Origin of the sequence: Nonomuraea sp. NPDC050691, assembly GCF_040654455.1 — a bacterium.
Lineage (GTDB): Bacteria > Actinomycetota > Actinomycetes > Streptosporangiales > Streptosporangiaceae > Nonomuraea.
Genome location: NZ_JBFAIA010000018.1, coordinates 1 through 22,534 on the forward strand (window position 1 = coordinate 1; position 22,534 = coordinate 22,534).

The 22,534-nt window shown below is 71.4% G+C and carries 20 protein-coding genes; 11 read left to right on the plus strand and 9 right to left on the minus strand.

Annotated elements, in window-relative coordinates; genetic code table 11:
- Positions 1-79: 79 nt before the first annotated feature.
- The gene (locus AB0H81_RS10560) at positions 80-1,120 is read right to left on the minus strand and encodes a glycosyltransferase family 2 protein (protein ID WP_358372129.1); all 1,041 of its coding nucleotides are present in this window, start codon (positions 1,118-1,120) and stop codon (positions 80-82) included.
- A gap of 82 nt (positions 1,121-1,202) precedes the next feature.
- Between AB0H81_RS10560 and AB0H81_RS10565 the strand changes: the two genes are divergently transcribed.
- From AB0H81_RS10565 to AB0H81_RS10580, 4 genes are all read left to right on the plus strand, one after another.
- Entirely contained in the window at positions 1,203-2,666 is a 1,464-nt protein-coding gene (locus AB0H81_RS10565; RefSeq protein WP_358372132.1) for an LCP family protein, read from the plus strand.
- A gap of 35 nt (positions 2,667-2,701) precedes the next feature.
- Positions 2,702-3,052 carry an STAS domain-containing protein gene (locus tag AB0H81_RS10570; RefSeq protein ID WP_358372134.1) on the plus strand — a complete coding sequence of 117 codons (351 nt, stop codon included), beginning with the start codon at positions 2,702-2,704 and terminating at the stop codon, positions 3,050-3,052.
- A gap of 223 nt (positions 3,053-3,275) precedes the next feature.
- Positions 3,276-4,115 (plus strand): LLM class flavin-dependent oxidoreductase, encoded by an 840-nt coding sequence (locus AB0H81_RS10575; RefSeq protein WP_358372136.1) that lies wholly within the window; start codon positions 3,276-3,278, stop codon positions 4,113-4,115.
- Positions 4,116-4,307: 192 nt separating this feature from the next.
- Complete coding sequence (locus AB0H81_RS10580) at positions 4,308-5,051, plus strand: DUF4097 family beta strand repeat-containing protein (protein WP_358372139.1); 744 nt, start codon at positions 4,308-4,310, stop codon at positions 5,049-5,051.
- A 163-nt stretch (positions 5,052-5,214) separates the two neighbouring features.
- Here the strand turns inward: AB0H81_RS10580 and AB0H81_RS10585 are convergent, their stop codons facing one another.
- Complete coding sequence (locus AB0H81_RS10585) at positions 5,215-5,964, minus strand: hypothetical protein (RefSeq protein ID WP_358372142.1); 750 nt, start codon at positions 5,962-5,964, stop codon at positions 5,215-5,217.
- A 163-nt stretch (positions 5,965-6,127) separates the two neighbouring features.
- Between AB0H81_RS10585 and AB0H81_RS10590 the strand changes: the two genes are divergently transcribed.
- From AB0H81_RS10590 to AB0H81_RS10615, 6 genes are all read left to right on the plus strand, one after another.
- On the plus strand, positions 6,128-6,544 hold the full coding sequence (locus AB0H81_RS10590; protein WP_358372144.1) for a PPOX class F420-dependent oxidoreductase: 417 nt from the start codon (positions 6,128-6,130) through the stop codon (positions 6,542-6,544).
- A gap of 256 nt (positions 6,545-6,800) precedes the next feature.
- Positions 6,801-8,720 carry a sialidase family protein gene (locus AB0H81_RS10595; protein ID WP_358372146.1) on the plus strand — a complete coding sequence of 640 codons (1,920 nt, stop codon included), beginning with the start codon at positions 6,801-6,803 and terminating at the stop codon, positions 8,718-8,720.
- Positions 8,721-9,041: 321 nt separating this feature from the next.
- The gene (locus AB0H81_RS10600; protein WP_358372149.1) at positions 9,042-9,731 is read left to right on the plus strand and encodes a FadR/GntR family transcriptional regulator; all 690 of its coding nucleotides are present in this window, start codon (positions 9,042-9,044) and stop codon (positions 9,729-9,731) included.
- Between the two features lie 323 nt (positions 9,732-10,054).
- Entirely contained in the window at positions 10,055-11,014 is a 960-nt protein-coding gene (locus AB0H81_RS10605) for a pyridoxal-phosphate dependent enzyme (RefSeq protein ID WP_358372151.1), read from the plus strand.
- 51 nt (positions 11,015-11,065) lie between these two features.
- The gene (locus AB0H81_RS10610; protein WP_358372154.1) at positions 11,066-11,359 is read left to right on the plus strand and encodes a CU044_2847 family protein; all 294 of its coding nucleotides are present in this window, start codon (positions 11,066-11,068) and stop codon (positions 11,357-11,359) included.
- On the plus strand, positions 11,356-14,169 hold the full coding sequence (locus tag AB0H81_RS10615) for a trypsin-like peptidase domain-containing protein (RefSeq protein WP_358372157.1): 2,814 nt from the start codon (positions 11,356-11,358) through the stop codon (positions 14,167-14,169). The genes AB0H81_RS10610 and AB0H81_RS10615 overlap by 4 nt, the downstream gene beginning before the upstream one ends.
- Here the strand turns inward: AB0H81_RS10615 and AB0H81_RS10620 are convergent.
- The 4 genes from AB0H81_RS10620 to AB0H81_RS10635 form a co-directional block, all read right to left on the minus strand.
- Entirely contained in the window at positions 14,123-15,328 is a 1,206-nt protein-coding gene (locus tag AB0H81_RS10620; protein ID WP_358372159.1) for a hypothetical protein, read from the minus strand. The two genes, AB0H81_RS10615 and AB0H81_RS10620, sit on opposite strands and share 47 nt — an antisense overlap.
- Entirely contained in the window at positions 15,321-16,118 is a 798-nt protein-coding gene (locus AB0H81_RS10625) for a phytanoyl-CoA dioxygenase family protein (protein WP_358372161.1), read from the minus strand. Before AB0H81_RS10625 ends, AB0H81_RS10620 begins: the two co-directional genes overlap by 8 nt.
- Positions 16,119-16,232: 114 nt before the next feature.
- The gene (locus tag AB0H81_RS10630) at positions 16,233-16,892 is read right to left on the minus strand and encodes a DUF4240 domain-containing protein (RefSeq protein WP_358372164.1); all 660 of its coding nucleotides are present in this window, start codon (positions 16,890-16,892) and stop codon (positions 16,233-16,235) included.
- Between the two features lie 141 nt (positions 16,893-17,033).
- Positions 17,034-18,197, minus strand: a complete 1,164-nt coding sequence (locus AB0H81_RS10635; RefSeq protein ID WP_358372168.1) for an acyl-CoA dehydrogenase family protein — start codon at positions 18,195-18,197, stop codon at positions 17,034-17,036.
- Positions 18,198-18,323: 126 nt separating this feature from the next.
- Here AB0H81_RS10635 and AB0H81_RS10640 point away from each other — a divergent pair, with 126 nt between their 5' ends.
- The gene (locus tag AB0H81_RS10640) at positions 18,324-19,637 is read left to right on the plus strand and encodes a UDP-glucose/GDP-mannose dehydrogenase family protein (protein ID WP_358372171.1); all 1,314 of its coding nucleotides are present in this window, start codon (positions 18,324-18,326) and stop codon (positions 19,635-19,637) included.
- A 190-nt stretch (positions 19,638-19,827) separates the two neighbouring features.
- Here AB0H81_RS10640 and purE read toward each other — a convergent pair whose 3' ends face one another.
- From purE to AB0H81_RS10655, 3 genes are all read right to left on the minus strand, one after another.
- Complete coding sequence (gene purE, locus AB0H81_RS10645; RefSeq protein ID WP_358372316.1) at positions 19,828-20,331, minus strand: 5-(carboxyamino)imidazole ribonucleotide mutase; 504 nt, start codon at positions 20,329-20,331, stop codon at positions 19,828-19,830.
- Between the two features lie 55 nt (positions 20,332-20,386).
- On the minus strand, positions 20,387-21,535 hold the full coding sequence (locus AB0H81_RS10650) for a 5-(carboxyamino)imidazole ribonucleotide synthase (RefSeq protein WP_358372173.1): 1,149 nt from the start codon (positions 21,533-21,535) through the stop codon (positions 20,387-20,389).
- A 79-nt stretch (positions 21,536-21,614) separates the two neighbouring features.
- Positions 21,615-22,493, minus strand: coding sequence for a hypothetical protein (locus tag AB0H81_RS10655; RefSeq protein ID WP_358372176.1), 879 nt, complete (start codon positions 22,491-22,493; stop codon positions 21,615-21,617).
- Positions 22,494-22,534 lie beyond the last annotated feature (41 nt).

Sequence of the window (22,534 nt, forward strand, 5' to 3'; positions counted from 1 at the left end):
CTACATCCGGCCCACGCTGACCGGGGGAGGGCGCGCGTACCCCTGAGAAGAGGGGTGACGCGCGCCCGGGACGGGTGGGTCAGTGGAGTGAGAGGTGGCCCTGCTGGGGCGACGGGCGGGCCAGCTTGCGCGGGCTGGTCAGGAAGCCCCAGCCCCACGAGATGTGCATGGTGGCGTACACCAGCGGCAGCCTGGCCTTGACCGCCGGCGGGTAGCCGCTGCCCGTGAGCACCGAGCCGCCCGCGATGGCCAGCGCGTAACCCGCCGGGATGATCAGCCCGAGCGGGAAGAACGGCGACACGATCAGCCCGAGCGCCATCGCGAGCACGGCGGCCGGCGGCGCGAGGTAGCGCAGGTTGATCGTGCCCTCGTGGGTGCGCGAGACGACGCGCCGCCAGCGGCCGTAGTGGAAGTACTGCTTGGCCAGCGCCTTGACGTTGGGCCGGGGCCGGTAGGTCACCCGCATGCGGGGCTGGAACCACACCAGGCCGCCGCTCTGACGGATGCGGTGGTTCATCTCCCAGTCCTGGGCGCGCTGGAAGTGCTCGTCGTAGCCGCCGACCCGGTCGAGCGCGGAGCGCCGGAACACACCCAGGTAGACGGTGTCGGCCGGGCCCGCCGTGCCGCCCACGTGGAAGGCGGCGGCGCCCACGCCGATCTTGGACGTCATGGCGCAGGCGACGGCCTGTTCGAAGGCGGTGACGCCCTCGGCCGCCATGACGCCGCCCACGTTGTCGGCGCCGGTCTCCTCCAGTGTCTCGACCGCCACCCGCAGGTAGTCGGACGGCAGCATGGCGTGCCCGTCGACCCGGGCGACGATGCCGCTGCGCGAGGCCGCGATGGCCGCGTTGAGGGCGTTGGGGGTACGGCCCGTCGGGTTGGGCACCACGACGACCCTCGGGTCGGCCGCCGCGATGGCGTCGGCGACCTCCTGGGTGCGGTCTTGGGACGGTCCCACGGCGAGGACGACCTCGATCGCGCCGGGGTAGCTCTGGGCGAGGACCTGGTCGACGGCCTCGCGAAGATGCCGCTCCTCGTTGAGGACCGGCATCACGACGGAGATGGGCGGCCAGCTACGGGTCTCCGCTGGCGCGTGCGGCGAGTCGGGGAACTGCTTCATGGCGGGGCTCACGCTACTGTACGAGCAGGGGAGGAGGGCAATCGAAAGCCCGATCCTCGCGGCGGAACACGAGGGGGACGGGATGCGCGACCCGGGCGCGGAGGACGCTGGGGTGCATGTGGGCGGCGACGCCTACGGCGGCGTCAGGCTCCCACCCGGTCGCAAGCGCAGGCCGGGGCGCGGCGCGAAGGCGCGGCGGCGCAACCTGATCGTCGCGGGCCTGCTGTCCGCCAGCGTGCTCGTCGGCACCGGCGTGGTGTGGGCGACCCCCCGGCAGATCGGCACGGTCGACGCGGGGGTGACCGAGCCGGTGTCCCGCGGCGCGATGAACATCCTGCTCGTCGGCGTGGACAAGCGCGACGACCTCACCCGCAAGCAGCAGAACCAGCTCAAGCTGGGCCGCGAGGCCGGGCAGCGGACCGACACGATGATGGTCATCCACCTGTCCGAGGACCACCGCAAGATCACCGTGGTGAGCCTCCCCCGCGACACCTGGACGACCATCCCGGGCAAGGGCCAGCACAAGATCAACTCCGCGTACCAGTTCGGCGGGCCGAGACTCGCCAAGGAGACCGTGGAGCAGGTGACCGGGCTGTCCATCAACCGCTACATCGAGGTCAACGTCCTCGGCTTCATCGACGTCGTGGACGCGCTCGGCGGCGTCACGGTCTGCACCCCGGTGCCCATCAACGACCCCAAGGCGGGGCTCACGCTCACCGCCGGCACCCATGAGCTGCACGGCGCCCAGGCGCTCGGCTACGCCCGCACCCGCGCCACGGCCCGTTCCGACCTCGACCGCATCGACCGGCAGCAGCAGGTGATCTCCGCGCTGCTGAACCGCGCCCTCAGCGCCGGCACGCTCACCAACCCGGCCAAGCTGGCCGGGTTCGTCAACTCGACGCTGCGCACGATCAAGGTCGATCCCGACGACGGTCTGATGGGGCTCGCCACGCAGATGCGCGACGTGTCGCTGGACGACGTCGCGTTCGCCGACGTGCCCCTCAAGAACGTCGACTTCAAGGCGCCGACCGGCGAGTCCGCGGTGCTGTGGGACGACGTGGCGGCGCGCGAGCTGTTCCGGCGGATCGCCGCCGACGAGAACCTCGTCAAGCCCAGCCCCGCGCCGTCCTCCTCCGCCTCGGCGACCGCCACCGCCAAGCCCGCCGGCGAGTCGATCCCGCCGGAGCGCATCGCGCTCACGGTCAAGAACGGCACGCTCGTCACGGGGCTCGGCGCGCGGACCAAGGAGGCGCTGGTGGCGGCCGGGTTCCGGGTGCCGGACCAGCCGGGCAACACCCCACGCAAGGACTACAAGAAGACCGTCATCCGCTACGCCCCCGACCGCGAGGACTCCGCCCGGACCGTCGCGGCGGCGATCCCCGGCGCGGAGCTGCGCGAGGCCGACGACGTCAAGGGCATCGAGGTCATCGCGGGCGGCGACCAGCCCAAGATCCAGAAACCGGTTCTGGAGACGCCGGGGGCGAAGCCCTCGTCAAGCGCCACACCGACTACGAAAACGGCAACTCAGAACATATGCAAGAAATAGGCATATGTGTCCTTACTCCGGGCACTTGATGCGTCATGGTGGTCAAGTATTGGCGGGAGGACCCCTGTACGGTTGTGCGCGTTGTCGGTGATCTCGACGTGGCCGGAGCCCCGCGACTGCGGGCCGAACTGGACCACGTCCTCACCAGGAGCGACTCGGCCAACGTGGTCATTGACCTGACAGAGGTCCCGTTCTGCGACTCGGTGGGACTAGGTGTGCTGGTGAACGCCTTCAACCACGTTCATCACGTACGCGGCAGGATGATTCTCGTGCTGGTGGACGGCATGATCAGTCATCTGTTCACGATCACGAACCTGGACCGTCACTTCGAGACGGCCTCGTCGATCGAGGAGGCCTGCTCGGCCCTGTCGGCCGCGGCGGCCTGACCGGAGATCCCTCACCCTCCTCCGGACTCCTTCCCCTGCGCTCGTCTGCGTGAATGCCCCGCGGCGCGGCCCCGCCCGAACGGCGGCCGTCCCCCGTACTGGATACTCGGAGGCCGGACGGCCGCCCCAGCGCGTCCCCCTCCTCCATCCGGGATCGTTCCGTGGGCGGGCAGGACCAGCGGACGGCCGCGCCGCCAGACCGACGTGACACGGGAGGCCTGCTGTGAGGCTCGGAGTGATGTTCGACCGCGACCTGGCGCCGGAGCTGCTGGTGCCGTTCGCCCGCGAGCTGGACGGCCTGGACGTGGCCGACCTGTGGGTCGTGGAGGACCTGGGATGGACGGGCGCCGTGTCCTCGGCCGCGACCGCGCTGGCCGTGACCGAGCGCCTGCGGGTCGGCATCGGCATCACCCCCGCCCCGTTGCGCAACCCGGCGCTGCTGGCGATGGAACTGGCCAATCTGGCCCGCCTGCACCCCGGACGGCTCGCCGCCGGCATCGGCCACGGGGTCCAGGACTGGATGCGGCAGGTCGGCGCCGCCGCACCCTCGCCGATCGCGCTGCTGGAGGAAACGATCACGTCGGTGCGGGCGCTGCTGCGCGGCGAGACCGTGACCCTGCACGGCCAGGCCGTGCACCTCGACGGAGTCACCCTCGTCCACCCGCCCGCCGAGCCGCCGCCCGTCCTGGCCGGGGTGGTGAAGCCGCGCTCGCTCGCGCTGTCCGGCCGCGTGGCGCAGGGCACGATCATCCCCGAGGGCCTGGAGCCGGCCCGGATCCCCGGCATCCTCGAGCAGATCGGGGCCGCGGACGACCACGAGCTGGTGGCGTTCACGCACCTGTGTGTCGGCGACGACGCCCGCGAGGTGATGCGGCCCGCGGCGGAGGGCCAGGCCGGGTTCCTGGGGGTGGCGCCCGAGGAGGTCGCGATGGCGGCGGGGTCTCCGGAGGAGGCGGCCGCGCTGGTGCGGGCGCTGTGGGAGGCGGGGGCGACGACGGTCGCGGTACGGCCGATGGGGGCCGACCCGCTGTCGCACGTGCGCAAACTCCTCGCCGCCCTCTGACCGCTTTCCAGAGACCTCGGCCCTGCGGCTTTCGGCCTTGAGCTGTCTCGGCCTTGAGCTGTCTCGGCCCTGGGATCTCGGCCTGGGCGCCTGGATCTCGGCGGAGGCGCGGCCGAAATGCGGCCGAACGGCGGATGCCGACTCGGCCGGATGGCCGATGGCGGAGCGGCGCCGCCGGACGACGATCACCCCATGAGACGGATTCTGGAGGCGATGGCGGCGGCGTCGGCGGTGGCCCTGCTCGCGACGGTCACGAGCGGCTGCGGGGTCGAGCTGGACGCGAAGGAGGTGCACGGCAGCCGCACGTTCGTACACGCGGGCGGGCAGCTCACCGTCAGGAGCGCGATGGGCGGCCTGCGGATCCTGCCGGGCGAGCCGGGCACGGTGCGCGTCGACCGCTGGGTACGCGGCAAGGCGGCGGACGAGGGCAACGCGTCCTGGTCGCTCAAGGACGGGACGCTGCGGCTCGGCGCCGACTGCACGGTGGTGTTCGGCGACTGCGGGGCCCGCTACCACGTCCGGGTGCCGCCCGGCGTGCGGCTGGTCGTGGAGGGGGCGGAGGAGGGCGTGATCCTCGACGACCTCACCCAGGACGCGGACGTGTCGTCGCACGGGCCGATCAAGGCGTACGGGACGTCCGGAAGGCTGCGGCTCAACAGCGACGACGGGCTGGTCGCGGGCGAGCGGCTGAAGTCGGCGAGCGTGCGGGTGCGGACCCGTGAGGGAACCGTCCGGTTGTCGTTCGCCATGTCGCCGTCGCAGGTGGACGTGATGTCCCACGACGGGTACGTCAGGACGACGGTGCCCAAGGGGGCGTACACGGTGACGGCGGAGAGCCGGTACGGCGACGAGCGGTCGGAGGTCGAGGACACCCGCGGCGACCGCACCATCGTGGCGAAGAGCACAACAGGAAACGTCGACGTCCTCGCCCGGTGAGGGCGGTGGCGGGGCGGCGCCCGCCCGACCGGACATCGGACGCGTCCTGGACGGGCAGGCGGGCTCCGGCCCGCCTGAAACCGGACCTCGGATGGCCTGGGTGGAACCGGACCCCGGCGGGCTCACCTCAGGCGAGCCCGCCGACCGACCGGGGCAGGTCGTCCTATCCGGCGGCCTCGAAGATGGCGGCGTAGTGGCCGCCCTCGCCGTCCACCTGCACCGGGCGCAGCCCCTTGGTCTTGAGCTGGTCGAAGCGCTTCTGGTAGCCCGAGCCGCTCATCTCGACGTAGTGGGCCCACGACTTCAGCCCGTCCTTGCGCCACACGGCCGTGTAGGTGCCGTCGGGCGCCACCGCGATTTCGGTCGGCCGATACCCCTGCTTCATCCGGGACTTGAAGTCGGCCTCGTGCTGGGAGAGCGTCCTGCCGGTGGTGTAGTCCCAGGCGCCACTCGTCCCCTGCGTCCAGACGGCCACGAACCGGGTGTCGCCGGCCGTGCCGTACGCGTCGACCGACGTGAGCGCGTACCCGCGGCTCTTGGCGGAGGCGTTGGCCGCGGCGAACCGGCTGCCGGTCAGCCCGTGCTCGGCGAAGAACTTCGCGCCGGTCTTCGCGAAGGCGGCCACGAAGCGCGCGCCGTCACCGGCCCCGGTGGCCGACACGGAGACCGGCTGCATCCCGCTCTTCAACGCCTGGTCGAACCGCTGCTGGTACCCCTTGGCCGACATGCCCTGGAACATCGCCCAGGGTCGCACGCCGTCCTTGACCCACACGGCGGCGTACCGCCCACCACCGGAGACGTCCACGGCGACGGGCCGGTACCCCTGGGCGCGCAGCTTCTGGAACCGCGCCTCCTGCTCGACGGCATCCGCGCTGTTCGGGGCAGCGGGCCACGAGGCGGCAGAAGCGGTCACGACAGCTGAGGGAGGCGAAACGTGCTCACTCGCGGGGGTCGCACGTGGTCACTCGCGGAGGTGGCCGGATCGCCGTGATCAAGCCCGCCACGCACCTGCGCGACACGCGGACGAGGGCCGCCCCACGCCCGCGCCCACCTGCGAACATAGGACCATGCAGGAGATGTCCAGGCAGGAGGCGATCGATTTCCTGGTCGCCGGCACGCGCACCGGCAAGCTCGCGACCGCCTCGTCCTCCGGCGCCCCGCACGTGGCACCGCTGTGGTTCGTGCTGGACGGCGACGACCTGGTCTTCACCACGGGGCGCGGCAGCGTCAAGGGCCGGCACCTGCGCGCCAACCCGCGCGCCGCGCTCACCGTGGACCGCGAGGAGTTCCCGTACGCCTTCGTGACCGTGCGCGGCCCCGTGCGGGTGGAGCAGGCCCCCGATGACCTGCTCGCCTGGACCACCCGGCTCGCCGAGCGTTATGTGCCGTCCGGCCAGGCCGAGGAGTACGGCCGACGCAACCTCGGGCCCACCGAGTTGCTGTGCCGGTTGGGCATGGAACGCATCATCGGCATCGACGGCGTGGCCCTCTGATCCGACCGTCACGCCACGACATTCAGCGCCTGCTGGACGTCGCCGATGCGGGGCCGGGCGGCGGTGGTCGTAGCGGCGGCGGCGACGTCCTGCGCCACCATCACGGATGCCATGACTGCCACGACGACCAGGTTTTCGCACCGTTCACGCGCGCGGCTGGCCGAGTGCTCGACGCCTCATTGTCCACTATCGGACATCCGACGTTGGACGTAGGATGTCCGATCACGATCTCCTCCCGTCAACGAAGGGCGAGGACATGCACGATGGCCACCCCCCGAAGGGCCGTACCTGGCGCTCCCGCCGCCGCCATGTGGGCGCCTTAATGGTGCTCGCCGGCTTACTCGCCAGCGCATTCACCGCGCCGGCGTCCGCTACGCCGGCCGAGACGTTCCAGGCCGGCACGACCGCCGACACCGCACCGTTCGTGGACGAGCAGGTGCTCTACAAGCAGGGCGACTTCGGATACGGCTGCTTCCGGATCCCCGCGGTGGTGCGGGCCACGAACGGCATGCTCTTGGCGTTCGCCGAGGGGCGGGTGAAGGACTGCGGCGACGACGAGGACATCGACCTCGTGCTGCGCCGTTCCGCCGACGGCGGGCGGACCTGGGGACCACTGCAGGTGGTCTCGGAGGGCAACGGCACCACCCATGGCAACCCGGTGCCGATCGTTGACGAGCGCACCGGGCGTGTCGTGCTGGTGAGCACCCACAACGGCGCGGAGCCGTGCCCGAACGGCTGTGACCGCGACCCCTGGGTGCAGTTCAGTGACGACCACGGGGCGACCTGGTCGGCCGCCAGGGAGATGACCGAGGGCAAGCGTCCGGAGTGGAACTTCTGGTACGCCACCGGCCCGATGCACGGCATCCAGCTCCAGCGCGGCCCGCACGCCGGCCGGCTGGTCGTCGGGGCGAATTTCGAGAGCTGGGACCGGGTCGGCAAGCACGCCTACGGCACGCACCTGCTCTACAGCGACGACAGCGGCGCGACCTGGAACATCGGCGCCGAGACGTTCCGCGACGACGGCACGGTCATCGCCCAGGAGGTCACCGTCGTCGAGCTCACCGACGGGCGGATCTACGCCTCGGCCCGTGAGCGCGGCACCGACGAAGGCAGCCGGGCGTACGCGACCAGCAGCGACGGCGGCGAGACGTGGGACGCCCCGTTCCGCACCATGCCGGCGCTGGCGACGACCGACGTCCAGGCGTCGCTGCTGCGGTTCAGCGAAGAGCGCGTCCTCTTCTCCTCGCCGATGCACCCGGGCGCCCGGGAAGCGATGGGCATCCGGTCGTCCTCCGACGAGGGGCGCCACTTCGACACCTGGGACGAAGGCAAGGTCTTCTCCTGGGGGCCGTCGGCGTACTCGGACATGGTGCGTCTGGACGGTGACGAGGCCGCCCTGATGTACGAGGCCGGCAACGTCACTCCCTACGAGCAGATCCGGTTCGCGCGGTTCAACGAGGCGTACCTGGAGACGCCGAACGGCACCCCGCCCGGCATCCCCGGGCCCCCGGCGCCCGGCCCGACGACGCCGGACAAGTCGCCGTACCGCAACGAGGCGTACGTCCGCGGCGGCGCGCAGACCACCGACGGGCGGTTCGGCGACGGGCTGGCCCTGGACCGGGTGGACGACCGGGTGGAGGTGGCGTTCGACGACTCCATCGACCTGGGCGGGAGGGACTTCACGCTGACCTCCTGGATCCGGTACTCGGACAAGGCCGGGGCGCACGCGATCCTCTGGTTCCACCGGGTGAACCGGGGCACCAACCCGCCGGCGCTGTGGCTACGGGCCGAACCGGCCGGCAACCGCATCCGGGCGGTCCTCTCCGTCGACCGGTTCAACGTGACCGTACAGTCGCCGAACGCGTACAACGACGGGCAGTGGCACTTCGTGGTGCTCCAGCGGGTACGCGGCGAGCTCCGGCTCCTGGTGGACGGCGAGCAGGTCTCGTCGGCGGCGGCGCCGGCCGGTTCGCTGACCCTCGGCAAGGAGTTCGGGCTCGGCGGAATCCACATCGGACAGCGGATGGACGGTGTGGATCGCTTCCACGGGACGCTGGACGAGGTGCGCGTCTACCGGCGCGCTCTCACCGGCACCGAGCTGGACCTGATCCGACGGCGGAACCTCCCGATCGGCGGTCAGCTCGGGCTTCGGCTGCCGTTCGACCAGGCCGGCTGAGGGGAGACGTAGCGCTCGGCGATGGCGCTCGCCCGATCCCGGCGAGCGCCATCGCCGCGTCCTGACGGCCTCCGGACGCCGATGGTGACCACCGAGCAGTCGAGGACATCCCACGTCCTGTCGGCCCGGCCGCCGACATCCCGGACGAGCAGCGGGACGACCACGCCGGGAGCCCCCCGGCGTCTTGAGGGGGCGGCTACCAGGCCACGTCCATCCGGTGGCCCCTCCATGTCGTCGATGTGAACTTTCCCGCTTCACCTCGCCTTGCGGGACCGAGAGGTGGGATGTTGGCTCAAGGTCTTCGACGAGCCTGGAGGCAGCATGCGTACGCGGGACGGCGCGTCGCTTCAAGAGCGCATCGTCGCCCTGATCCACGAGCGCGGACTGGCCCCCGGGGCGCCGATGCCGACCGAAGTGCAGTTGACGGATCTGCTGGGGGCGAGCCGGAACAGCGTCCGCGAGGCCGTGCGGGCCCTCAAGGCGTTGGGCATCGTGGAGATCCGGCACGGTCACGGGACGTTCGTCGGGCACGCGTCGCTCGACGTACTGACGCCGTCGCTCGCCTTCCGGGTGCGTTCGGGACCGGGCGGCGGGATCCGCGCGCTGCACGACCTGGTCGAGGTACGCGAGCTGCTCGAGACCGAACTGATCGGCCAGGTGGCCCAGAGCACCAGCGTCGCCCGGCTCGCCGCGTTGGACGCCCTGGTCAACGGCATGGACCGGGACCGGGAAGCCGATCGGGCATTCCACGCGCTGCTGTACAAGTCGTGCGGCAACGAGCTGGTGCTGCAGCTGATCGGCCTGTTCTGGGACGTCTACCACCAGGTCGAGCCGACGCTCGGGCCGCCGGAGGAGCGGACCGCGGAGATCGTCGTCAACCACCGCCGGATCGTGGCGGCGCTTCGCGCTCGGGACACCCGGGCCGCCCGGGAGGCGATGCGGCTGCACTTCCGCGACGTCAAGGCGCGCATCGCTCGAGCGGAGGCCCGGTCGGTACCCGCGCCGACCTGACCCGGCCGTCCGCTCCTCGCGGCGCTCGCCACCGCCGCCGACGTGCTTGTCGTTCCATGGCAGGCGGATACGGGGACGCTGCTCCTCCTGCACGATCACGTGTTCGCAGCCCGCACGTGAACTCGGGGACCGCATCAGGTGATATTGGTGCCCGTAGAGGCGGTTCAGGCCGACGAGGAGGATCTTTCGCTTTCGGCCGCGGCGCTTACAGAACCATACTCCTCCCCGGCTTTTTGAAGCTCCTGATCTGCTCTGCACCTGCGGGCCCTTTCGAGCCCTCCGAAGCCCTCAATCGAACGCCCCGGCCGACGCATGATGGGCGCATGCCTTCTCGCTCAGTCACCGCGCCGACCACCGCCGATCAGGAACGAGCGTGGGAGCACGTCTCCGCCGTGCTCCCACCCACCCCCCTGCTGCCGACCGCGCTGGCCCCCGGCGCGTTCCTGAAGGCCGAGACTCAGCAGCCCACCGGCTCGTTCAAGGTACGCGGAGCGCTGGCCGCCCTGGCCGTGCTACCCGGCGGCGAGGCGGCCGTCACGGCGAGCGCCGGCAACCACGGCCTGGCGATGGCCTACGCCGCCACGCTGACCGGCACCCCCGTCACCGTCGTCGTCTCCACCAAGGCATCTCCGGCCAAGGTGGCCAAGATGGCGGCCTACCCCATCACCCTGGTCCGGCACGGCGACGACTTCGACGCCGCCGAGGCCCACTCCCTCACCCTGCCGGGGCGGTACGTGTCGGCGTACAACGACACCCATGTGATCGCCGGGCAGGCCACGATCGGCCGCGAACTGGACGTCCAGGCGCCCGGACCGCTCACGGTCGTCGCGCCGGTCGGCGGCGGCGGGCTGGTGGCCGGGCTGGCCTTGTGGGCGGAGGGCCGGGGCGACGTCAGCGTGGTGGGCGTCGAGTCGGCGGTGTCTCGGGCGGTCTCGGCCGCCGTGACCTCCGGGCGCATCGAGCCCCAGGTCATCGGTGACACCATCGCCGACGGCATCGCCGGCAACATCGAGGAGGGCTGCCTCACGCCGGACCTGATCCGGGGCCGCGCCGAGCTGACCGCGGTCACTGACGCCGAGATCCACACCGCGATGCGCTGGTTGTTCACCGAGCACGGACTGGTCGTGGAGGGTGCGGGGGCCTGCGGGATCGCGGCGGTACTGGCCGGGAAGGTCGCGGTGAACGGACGGCTCATTGTCATACTTTCAGGAAGGAATATCACTATTCCGGCGGCCATTAATATACTGGCCGAAAATTATCCTTCCCATCACGACCCAAGGTGAATAAGATACGTTGGGAATTTCTCCGGGGCCTTGTTCAGCAGGGAGATCTCGATGTCGGAAATCCTCGTCCAGGTGGTGACCGAGGACGGTCGTGAGATCGGCTGGGGCAGCAATTTCGCCGAGCCTTTCATCGAGCGATCGAAGGACGTCGCGCGCGCGGTCGAGCAGGGCGCGCAGGCCATCGCCGGGGCCGTCGGGGCCATCCCGCAGGTCACCGGCTGGGCCCTCGACGAGCTGGAGGCGACCTTCGGCGTGACGCTGACCGCCGAGGCCGGCGCGATCCTCACCAGAGGCTCGGCGGGGGCGACGTTCGAGGTCACGCTCACCTACCGCAGGGACCGGTGAAGGCCGACCGCAAAGACGCCGTCGGCCGCATCCTGGTCGACGGCAGACCTCGGGGGTGTGGGTTCACGATCGGGCCCCGGGTGGCGGCGACCGCCCATCATGTCGTACGCGGGCGGGACGGCCAGCCGGTCGACGCCTCGCTGATCCGGTTGGTGCTGCCGCGCGAGAGCCTCGAAGTGGCGCGCGTCGAGGTGGACCCCGCGCTGGACGTCGCTGTGCTGCACCTGCGCGACGAGGCCGGGCTCTGGCTGCGGCCCGGACCGGCCGAGCTGAACTCCCGCTGGCAGGTCTCCACCCAGCCGCACCCCAACGACCCGTTGCTCGACGGCCGCGTCGCGGCGGTGCGGCGGCTGTTCGTCAACGCCAAGGGCTTCCAGCTCGAAGCCCACCAGCTCCTGGTCGACACCGAGGCCGACGACTACGAGGGCTACTCGGGCAGTCCGGTCGAGTCCCCGGCCGGGGTGGTCATCGGCGTGCTGATCGAGCAGGTGCGCTCCCGGTTGCGTTCCTCGGCCACCGACGCGCGGCGCGCGCTGCCGCTGCTCTACGCCACTCCCATCCAGGACGTCATCGAGCGCTTCGGCCTCGAGACCGGCCGGGTGCCGGAGGAACTGCCGGCGGTGTCGTGCCGGATGATCGGCATCCCGGTCGCCTTCGGGCTGGACCTGTTCCGCGACCGGGTCCGGGAGCGGGCCCTGATCAGCCAGTACCTCAGCGACCCCGGCACCCGGTTGATCACCATTGTCGGGCGGCGCGGCATCGGCAAGAGCGCGCTGGCCGCCAAGGTGCTCGACCTGCTGGCCAACGGCGTCTGGCCGCACGGGGGCGACAACCCGCTGCCGCGTGGCATCGTCTGCCTCAGCACGCGCACCAGCGAGATCACCATCGAACGCATCTTCATGGACTGCGCCTTGGTGCTCGGCGAGGGCGAGGAGGACCGCCTCCACGCCGTCTGGCGCAACCAGCGGTCGCTGGCCGACCGCGTCCACGAGTTGTTCTCCGCGATGTCCGACGCACGTTACGTCATCCTGCTCGACAACATGGAGGACAAGCTCGGCGACGGCGGCGAGCTGGACGACGAGCTGGGTGTCTTCTTCGACATCCTGTTCCGGGCCCGCCGGGCGCCGTGCGTGCTGGTCACCACGCAGATCCCGCTGGCGCTGCCACCGGAGCTGCTGCGCTTCGACGTGCGGGTCAACCTCGTCGAGGGGCTGCCGACCGACGACGCGGTCGAGCTGCTGCGCGACCTCGACCGTAGCGGCGACATCGGGATCAGGGACATTCGGGCGGACCGGCTCGCGCGGGCCGCCGAGCGGGTGCACGGCATTCCGCGCGCCCTGGAACTGGTGGTGGGCGCGCTCGCCGACGACTACCTGACCCTGCCGACGCTCGACGACCTGCTGGCCACCTTCGCCCAGCGCGGCGACGTGCTCGGCAACCTGGTCCGCGACCAGTACAACCGACTCGACGACGACGGCCGTGGGGTCATGAACGTACTCTCGGTCTTCGGCCGCCCGGTGCCCGCCCGGGCCGTGGCCTGGATACTGCCGGGCCTGGACGTGCCCGCCACGCTGCGCCAGCTCGCCCGCGCCCAGCTGGTCGGCGTCGACCGCACGACCCGCACCTTCGCCCTGCACCCCATGGACGCCGACCTCATCTACGCCCGCCTCCCGGCGGAGCGGCAGCGCGAGCTCGACGCCCAGGTCGCCTCCTGGTACGCGGCCGAGGCCGTGCCCGAGGCCGACTGGCGCTCCCTCAACGACGTCACCTTCCAGCGCTACGAGTTCGAGCACCGCGTGAAGGCCGGCGACTTCGACGCGGCGGCCCGGGTGCTGGGCTCCTTCGACGAGTTCCTCATCTTCCAGGGCTCGGTCGCGGCGGCGGTCTGGATGCACACGCAGCTCGAAGGCCGTCTGACCGACCCCGAGGCGATGGCCATGCACTACCTCGGCCTGGGCATCGCCCGCATCCGGGGCGGCCCGTTCAGCCAGGCGGTGACGCTGCTGGAGCAGGCCTTCGAGGTGGCTGCCGAGATCGGCGACCTGCAGCGCCAGCAACGTTCGCTGCTCCAGCTCGGCAAGGCCCACCGGCAGCAGCGCCAGGCCCCCAAGGCGGTCACCACGCTGACTCTGGCCATCGCGATCGCCCGCGAGAACGAGGACTGGGTGCACGAGGCGCACGCCCTGCTCGGGCTGTGCCTGACCCACTGCTACGCCGGTGACGCCGCGCTGGCCCGCGCGGTCGCCGACGAGCTGGACGAGCTGGTCGGCCGCCACCCCGACGACCTGCTGCGCGGCCGGGCCGCCGACGCTCGCAGCATCGTCTGCCTGGTCTCCGAGGACTGGCAGGGTGCGATCGACGCCTGCGAGCGGGCGCTGCTCACCTACGAGCGCTCCGGCATCCCGGAGGCGGTCGGCTACGTGCGCAGCATCGAGGGGATCGCCCATCTCGGGCTCGGTTTGGTCGACGAGGCCATCCAGATCTTCCTGCTGGGCCGCCACGAGGGCGCGAAGGTCGAGACGATCGAGGTCGAGGGCCTATGCCTGTTCAACCTGACCTGGGCGTACTGGCGTGCCGGGCGGGTGCCGGAGGTGGTGGCGACCGCCACCGAGGCGGCCGACCTGCTGGAGCAGTGGGGCGGTATGGACGCACTGGCCGCCCGCGCCCTGGCCGAGGCCGCGGGAGCACTGGCAGAAGGCGACACTGCGGCGACCGCCCACCACCTGCGGCGCACCGCCGAGGCGGCCCGGGGCAACGCCGAGCTCATTCCGCCCGCGTGGTTCGCGGCCGAGGCCGACCGCCTGTCATGACCGCCCGCACCGCCTCCTCGGGACTGTCCCCGGTGGCGGCGATCATGCCCCATTTCCCCGGCACCGCGGCGATCGGCTCGCCGTACCGCGCCAGGTCCGCCAGACCGCCCTCGGGGACGAGCACGCGGGTGGCCGCGTAACGCGCGTTGTGGCGGAGGGCGTGCGCGCGGGTCAGGTCGGCGGCGGTCGGGGTGGGGTTGAGGTCCTGCACGGCCAGCACGACCCGGCCGCCGGCGCGGCCGTCGACCCGGCCGACGCCGAAGTCCACGCCCATCGTGACCAGCTCGCCGGGCAGCCGGGCCATGACCTCGCCGATCGCGGCGTACTGGGCTCGGGTGAGGCCGGGGTGGCGGTCGGCGTCGACCAGCACGTTGCCGGCGCACGTGGTGCCGCGCATGAGCTGCAACGTCGCGCCCTCGGCGCCCAGGCGGGCGGACGGGGCGGCCAGGTAGTCGAGGTGGGCCTCCAGGACGTGCGGGCCGTTCACCGGGACCGGCAGGTCGCCGGTCAGATCGAGGCCGGGCCGGATGCCGTAGCCGCCGGAGCCCTGGGCCGGTTTGAGGCAGCCGCGCGTCACGCCGTGCCGCTCGCGAAGCAGCCGGGCGGCCCGCCGCAGGCCGGCCCGGTCGTGCACGGCGTATCCGGGCAGCACGGGCACCTCCACGCCGTGGTCGCGCAGGACCGGCGCCTGGTCCCGTTCGGTGGCCGCGTCCGCGGCGTCATCCACGTGGGGGTGCAGCAACGTCTTGTCCGACCAGGTGGTCAGAAGGTGCGGCGGGTTGGCGTCCACCTCCAGGTACGGCAGGCCCGACCGGTCGAGGATCCAGCGCAGAAGCGCGATGGTGGGGTCGTCCAGGGCGTACACGGAAAACCGCGACCAGCCGAGCAGCGTCGGAGGACGGGCCGTGAGCAGGTCGTGGGACAGGTGGTAATGGCGGCGCGGCACCTCCAGGCCGCGCGCGCCGTGGAAGGCCAGCGCCTCCCGGAACGCGGCGCCCCGCCCCACCACCAGGTCTCCAGGCCGGGCGAGGTAGACCGAACGGGCCTCGACGTACGCGCCAGGATCGCCCGGCGACTGCGCGTCGCCCTTCAGGTCGGTCGTCGAGTGGATGATCACCTTCGGTCCGTCGCCCGAGGGCGGCCGGATCCAGTCAGGCATCGGGATGGACCCAGTAGCTCGTGAGGATCAACCGCCGCCCCGACTCCAGCGTGGTCGCGTGGTGCAGGCCGCGGCCGTCGAACAGCAGTAACGTACCCGCCCTGCCGGTGCAGACGACCTCCTCGAAGCCGTAGGCGGCGCGCAGGCGGGCCACCTCGTGCGGCCACAACGCGCCGACGTACAAGACGTCCTCGTCGGCGAAGCCCTCCTCATCCACCCGAAACCAGTCGTGGTGGCGGGCCTCGTGGAGCAGCCGCCAGGCGCCCCGGTGGCTGCCCTTCAGGTAGACGGTCGGGGCGTTCTCCGGGCCGACGTCCTCCAGGTAGAGCCAGGCCTTCACGCGTAGCTTCCACGTGTCGATGTGGTAGCTCGTCTCGAAGGTCGGGATGGGGCCGGTGCGTACTTTCAGCCCGACCGTGCGTCGCACCGGCTCGGCCGTCCGGGACAGGTAGCCGCGCACGATGGACGGCACGGTCTCCTCATCGAAGAACGGGGCGAAGGCCTCGATCTCGGCCGCCTTCGGGTAGCGCAGCGCGCCGTCGCCCTCAGGCGACTCGTCGAACTCCGCCGGGTCCGGCACCGCCGTGCGCATCCGGGCGATCGTCTCCGCGTCGAGGAAATCAGGAATGATCACCACCCCGTCGCGGCGCAGGGCGGTGACATGTTCGGTGACTGAAGAAGTGGCGCGAGCGGGGCGGAGTTTCCGGAAATAGCTGACCCGTACCGGGAGGAAGCGAAGAACACGCAGCAGTCCAAAGAGTTCACCGAACGCGTACGCCGTGCGCCTCATATCCCGAGTGTCGCAGATTACGGCGTTTCGTCGAGGAGAAGCGGGCCAGGATTGAGATCAAGCCCCGACACTCGACGCATCCCCCTGTCAAGCGGATCTCGCTGCCAGGGCTCATCAGGTAAGGCCGTAGTGCCGCGCAAGCCGTGGAAGACGACGAGCGAACTCCGCCTCGTCAGCGAAATCCCACTCCTCTCCATCGGGCTCGGCGTGGTAGGTCAGAAAGGGAAACTTGCTGTGGACGCCTCGTGCGCGAACGGCATCCCCCAAGCCGTCCGTTTCGAGGCCGGTCGCCTTGTAGGGCTCGAAGGTGACGTAGGCAAAGGACTCGAACTTGGGGTAGTCCTCACTCGGCCACAGCTCTCGCCGGATGCGAGTGACCCGCCTCAGGCGGAACTTGCCATCCCGGCCCCAGGTCGTCCTCTCATGAGAGAAGTTCTTCGACAGTTCGAAGAGGCGCTGTACCTCCGGCAGCTCAAGAATCCGGTCAGGGCAGTCGGCGACCTTCTCGAAGGCATCACGGCCACGGCTGATCAGCCAGTTCACGAAGTATTCGAAACCATCGGACGACCCGAATCCGGTGATGGTCCAGAACACCGCGTACATGTCCCAGGAGCAGGCCCGGTTGGCGCATACCGTGAACCAGACGTCGTAGTCCACGATCTCCTCGGCGGGCAGGCCGGAGAGCTGGTTCTTCAGCCATGCCACTCGTGCCTGCCGGGTCCCGGTCTCGCGGGCCGAACGCTCCACCAGCTCCCAGAAGCCGTCGATGTCCACGGCTGCGATCATGACAGCTCACCGGCCTCTTGCCCAGTGATCACGGAACAGCGACGGAACAGCGCTCTTCCGAACCGCTCGACTGGCATACCAAACCCGGGGCCCTACGCGCTCAGCCCCGGGTTTCTGCAGGTCATGGACCTACTTGAGGAGCTGCCGGGCCATCACCATGCGCTGGATCTGGTTGGTGCCCTCGTAGATCTGGGTGATCTTGGCGTCGCGCATCATGCGCTCCACCGGGAAGTCCGTCGTGTACCCGTACCCGCCCAGGAGCTGTACCGCGTCCGTGGTGATGTCCATGGCGGCGTCCGAGGCGGCGCACTTGGCGGCGCTCGACAGGAAGGTGAGGTCCTTCTGCGGCTGCCCGTGCATGGCGAGCTCCGACTTGGCCGCCGCGTGGTAGGTGAGCTGCCGGGCCGCCTCCAGCTTCATGGCCATGTCCGCGAGCATGAACTGCACGCCCTGGAAGTCCGCCACCGGCTTGCCGAACTGCCTGCGCTCCTTCACGTACCCGATCGCGAAGTCGAGGGCGCCCTGGGCGATGCCGAGGGCCTGGGCGGCGATGGTGACGCGGGTGTGGTCGAGCGTGGCGAGGGCGGTCTTGAAGCCCGTCCCCGGCTCGCCGATCAGGCGGTCGGCGGGGATGCGGACGTCGTCCAGGATGACCTGGCGGGTCGGTGACCCCTTGATGCCGAGCTTGCGCTCCTTCGGGCCGAAGGAGACGCCCGCGTCCGACTTCTCCACGACGAACGCGGAGATGCCGCGCGCCCCGGCCGACGGGTCCGTCACGGCCATGACCGTGTAGTACTCGGACACGCCCGCGTTGGTGATCCACATCTTGGTGCCGTTGAGCACGTAGTGGTCGCCGTCGAGGACGGCGCGGGTCTTCATGGACGCGGCGTCCGAGCCGGCCTCGGGCTCCGACAGCGCGTACGAGAACATCGCCTCGCCCCGGGCGACCGGCGCGAGGTAGCGGGCCTTGAGGTCCTCGGAGGCCGACAGGAGCAGCGGCACGGTGCCGAGCTTGTTGACGGCCGGGATGAGCGAGGACGACGCGCAGGCCCGCGCCACCTCCTCGATGACGATGACCGCGGCGAGCGCGTCCGCCCCGGCGCCGCCGTACTGCTCGGGGACGTGGACGGCGTGCAGGTCCGCCGCGACGAGCGCCTTGTAGACGTCCCAGGGGAACTCCCCGGTCTCGTCGGCCTGGGCGGCCTGCGGGGCGATCTTCTCGTCGGCGAGGGCCCGGACCGTCTCCCTGAGCATGTCGTGCTCTTCGGCGGGCGCATAGAGAGGGAAGCTCATGCTCAGATACTAGGACGTCCGACCAGTTTGTTACCAGCGGGTACGGTTTGTGAAATGGCACAGGTGGCACAGAACGAGATAACGCGGGCCGGTAACATGCCCTGGCGCATCGAAAGGAGCTCACACGTGCCATATCGCCTCACGGTGATCGGGACCGGATACCTGGGCATCACCCATGCGGCCTGCATGGCAGACCTCGGATTCGACGTCCTGGGCCTCGACATCGACGCCGACAAGATCGCTCGACTCAACAACGGTGAGCTGCCCATACACGAGCCCGGGCTCCAACCGGTGCTCCGCCGCGGGCTCGACTCGGGACGCCTGCGCTTCACCACGTCCTACGAGGAGGTCGCGGAGTTCGGCGACGTCCACTTCATCTGCGTCGGCACCCCGCAGAAGCGCGGCGAGTACGCGGCCGACGTCTCCTACATGGACGCGGCCATCGACTCCCTGGCCCCGCTCCTGAACCGGGAGTGCCTGGTGGTCGGCAAGTCCACTGTGCCCGTGGGCACCGCCGGCCGCCTGGCCGAGCGGCTCGCCCGGCTCGCCCCGGCCGGCGTCCAGGCGGAGCTGGCCTGGAACCCCGAGTTCCTGCGCGAGGGCTACGCCGTCCAGGACACCCTCACGCCCGACCGGATCGTCGTCGGCGTCCGCTCCGAGCGGGCCGAGAAGGTGCTGCGCGAGATCTACGAGCCGCTGGGCGAGGTGCCCATGGTCGTCACCGACTTCGCGACGTCCGAGCTGGTCAAGACCGCGGCCAACGCCTTCCTCGCCACCAAGATCTCCTTCATCAACGCCATGGCCGAGGTCTGCGAGTCCGCGCACGCCGACGTCAAGCAGCTCTCGGAGGCGCTGGCGTACGACGACCGGATCGGCGGCCGGTTCCTCAACGCCGGGCTCGGGTTCGGCGGCGGCTGCCTGCCCAAGGACATCCGGGCGTTCATGGCCCGGGCCGGCGAGCTGGGCGCCGACCAGGCGCTGACGTTCCTGCGCGAGGTGGACGCCATCAACATGCGCCGCCGCGCCCGCATGGTGGACCTGGCCCGCGAGCTGGCGGGGGGCTCCTTCCACGGCTGCACGGTCGGCGTCCTGGGCGCCGCGTTCAAGCCGAACTCCGACGACATCCGCGACTCGCCCGCGCTGGACGTGGCGGTCACGATCGGCCACCAGGGCGGCCGGGTCACGGTCTACGACCCGATCGCGCTGGACAACGCCCGCAAGGCGCATCCCGAGCTGAAGTACGGCGAGTCGGCGCTGGAGGCGGTGCGCGGCGCCCACGTGGTGCTGCTGCTGACGGAGTGGCAGGAGTTCGTGGAGCTGGACCCGGAGGAGCTGGGCGCCGCCGTGGCCACCCGCCGGATCGTGGACGGCCGCAACGCGCTCAACGCCGAGGCGTGGCGGTCCGCGGGCTGGCATTACCGGGCGCTCGGCCGACCATGATTTTTCTATCTTTTACGGCACAGCCAAGCTGGCCACCACCCACCGCACGGGGCTGGGGGCCTCCAGGAAGACGCCCGCTGACCGGGTGACGGCGGGCCGCCGTCACGGCGTCTTGCTGGCCATGGCTTCCGCCAGAAGGCCGCCATGGCTTCCCTCAGAAGCTACGGAACTACGGAAGGCCCATGCCGCTTCAGCCCTCGGCGGACGGAGGCTGCGCGCCCAGGGTGGCCGCCTCGGCGCGCAGGCGCTCGCCCTTGGCGTATGCCTGCTCCTTCAGCCGCCCCTGGAACTCCTCCATGCGCCGCTGGAGCTCCGGGTCGGCGGCGGCCAGGATGCGCACGGCCAGCAGCCCCGCGTTCCGCGCCCCGCCCACGGCGACCGTGGCCACCGGCACCCCGGCGGGCATCTGGACGATCGACAGCAGCGAGTCCATCCCGTCGAGGTACTTCAGCGGCACCGGCACCCCGATGACCGGCAGCGGCGTCACCGAGGCCAGCATGCCCGGCAGGTGGGCCGCGCCGCCCGCACCGGCGATGATGACCTTGAGGCCGCGCGCGGCCGCCTGCCGGCCGTAGTCGATCATCTCGGCCGGCATCCGGTGCGCGGACACCACGTCGGCCTCGAACGGCACTCCGAACTCGGCCACGGCCTCGGCCGCCGCCCGCATGACGGGCCAGTCGGAGTCGCTGCCCATGACGATGCCGACGCTCACGCCGCCACCTCCGTCGACGCGCGCGTCAGGGTCCGGGTCACGTGTACTCCCCCGTGGTCAGGTAGACGGCGGCGTGGCGGGCGCGGGCGCGGACCTCGTCGAGGTCGTCGCCCACGGCGGTGACGTGCCCGATCTTGCGGCCGGGCCGCACCTGCTTGCCGTAGAAGTGCACCTTGACGCCCGGGTCGTGGGCCATCACGTGCTCGTACCGCTTGAACAGGTCGGGGTCGTCGCCGCCGAGCAGGTTGGCCATGACGACCACCGGCGCGGTCATGGCCGGCGAGCCGAGCGGCAGGTCGAGCACGGCCCGCAGGTGCTGCTCGAACTGGGACGTGCGCGCGCCCTCGATGGTCCAGTGGCCGCTGTTGTGGGGACGCATGGCCAGTTCGTTGACGACCAGCGCGTCACCCGAGTCGAACAGCTCGACCGCGAGCAACCCGGTCACGCCGAGCTCCTGGGCGATGCCGAGCGCGATGTTCTGCGCCTGCGCGGCGCGCTCCGGGTCGAGGCCGGGCGCGGGGGCGAGCACCTCGACGCAGATGCCGTCCTGCTGGACGGTCTCGACGACGGGGTAGCTGACGCCCTGGCCGTGCGGCGAGCGCGCCACGAGGACGGCCAGCTCCCGCTCGAACGGCACGAACGCCTCGGCCATCAGCGGCACGCCCGTGGCGAACGCCTCGGCGGCCTCCTCGGCCGAGCGGCACACCCACACGCCGCGGCCGTCGTAGCCGCCCCTGACGGCCTTCAGCACCACGGGCCAGCCGTGTTCGCCGGCGAACCGGGTGACGTCCTCGACGCCGGACACGCGGGCCCAGGCGGGGCAGGGGGCGCCGATGGCGGTCAGCCGTTCGCGCATGACGGCCTTGTCCTGCGCGTGGACGAGCGCGTCGGCGCCGGGGTGGACGGTGAAGCCGTCGGCGGCCAGCGCCCTGATGTGCTCGGTGGGCACGTGCTCGTGGTCGAAGGTGATGGCGTCGCAGCCCTTGGCGAAGTCGCGCAGGTCGGCCAGGTCGCGGTAGTCGCCGATCCGCGTGTCGACGATCACGCGCGCGGCGCTCTCGTCGGGCGCGTTCGCCAGGACCCGCAGCTCCACTCCGAGAGCGATGGCGGGCTGCTGGGTCATCCGGGCGAGCTGACCCGCGCCGACCATGCCGACGACCGGGCCGATGGGGCGGTAGGAACTCACGTGTCGTGAGCTTACCCGCCCCTACCAGGCAGTCAGTCGGCGAGGCCAGGCCGGTTGCAGGTGCGGTCCGCCGGTGCGGTCAGTCGGCGACGCCGCGGCGCGTCCCGACGGTCGTCAGGCCCTTCGTGGCGCTCAGCACGCTGGCCAGCTCCACCAGCTCCGTGCCCTCCGGCGACACCCCGTCCAGGGGGTGCTTGAGCGCCGTCCTCCCGGCCTTGGGCCGCTGCCGGTAGGTGAGCCGTACGACGTCGAAGACCAGCATGGAGTCGGCCGACAGCGCGACGGCGCGCGCCGGCCCGTCGACCAGCTCGACGTCGATGTCCAGCCGGTCCGGCCTGACCTGGGCGGGCCGGGCGAGGATCTCGGCCAGCAGGCCGCGCACGGGGTCGCCGGCGGGGAAGCGCACGCCGTTCACGCCGGCCGGATCGGTCAGGTAGGTGAGATGGCGCTGCGGCACGAGCGCGGCCTCGGTGGCCAGGTCGGGGTCGGCCGCGACGCCGGTCTCGCCGGGCCGGACGGGCTCGCCGCGCGCGGGGATCGGTCCCGCGCCGAGCCGCCAGCGCCCGTCCTCGAAGACGAACACGAAGTACGCGGGCGACGGCTTCCTGGCCAGCGCGGCGAACCAGCCGGGCTCGTCCGGCAGGAAGAAGACGGGGTCGCTGTAGAGGGCTGGGCGGCCGTTCCGGGTGCCCTCGCAGGCACGGCCGCCCAGCGGCTTCTCCGCCCACGCCGTGAGGTCGGCGATGGTGGTGCAGTCGCGCTGCTCCCAGGCCTCGTCGAGCTCGGTGAGCACGCCGAACGCGGGCTCCGCCGTGGTCGCGTCCACCCGGGGCGGCGGGGAGGTCGCGGCCGTGGACGGCTCCTGCTCGGCCGGCACGACGTCGGCGGGCGTCGTCCCCCCGCATCCCGCCGCCAGCAGGCAGAGGCCGGCGAGCAGCGTGAGCAGTCGTAACGGCACGGTGGGGTCCCGAGGGTCGTGGCCGTGGGAACGGCGGTCCG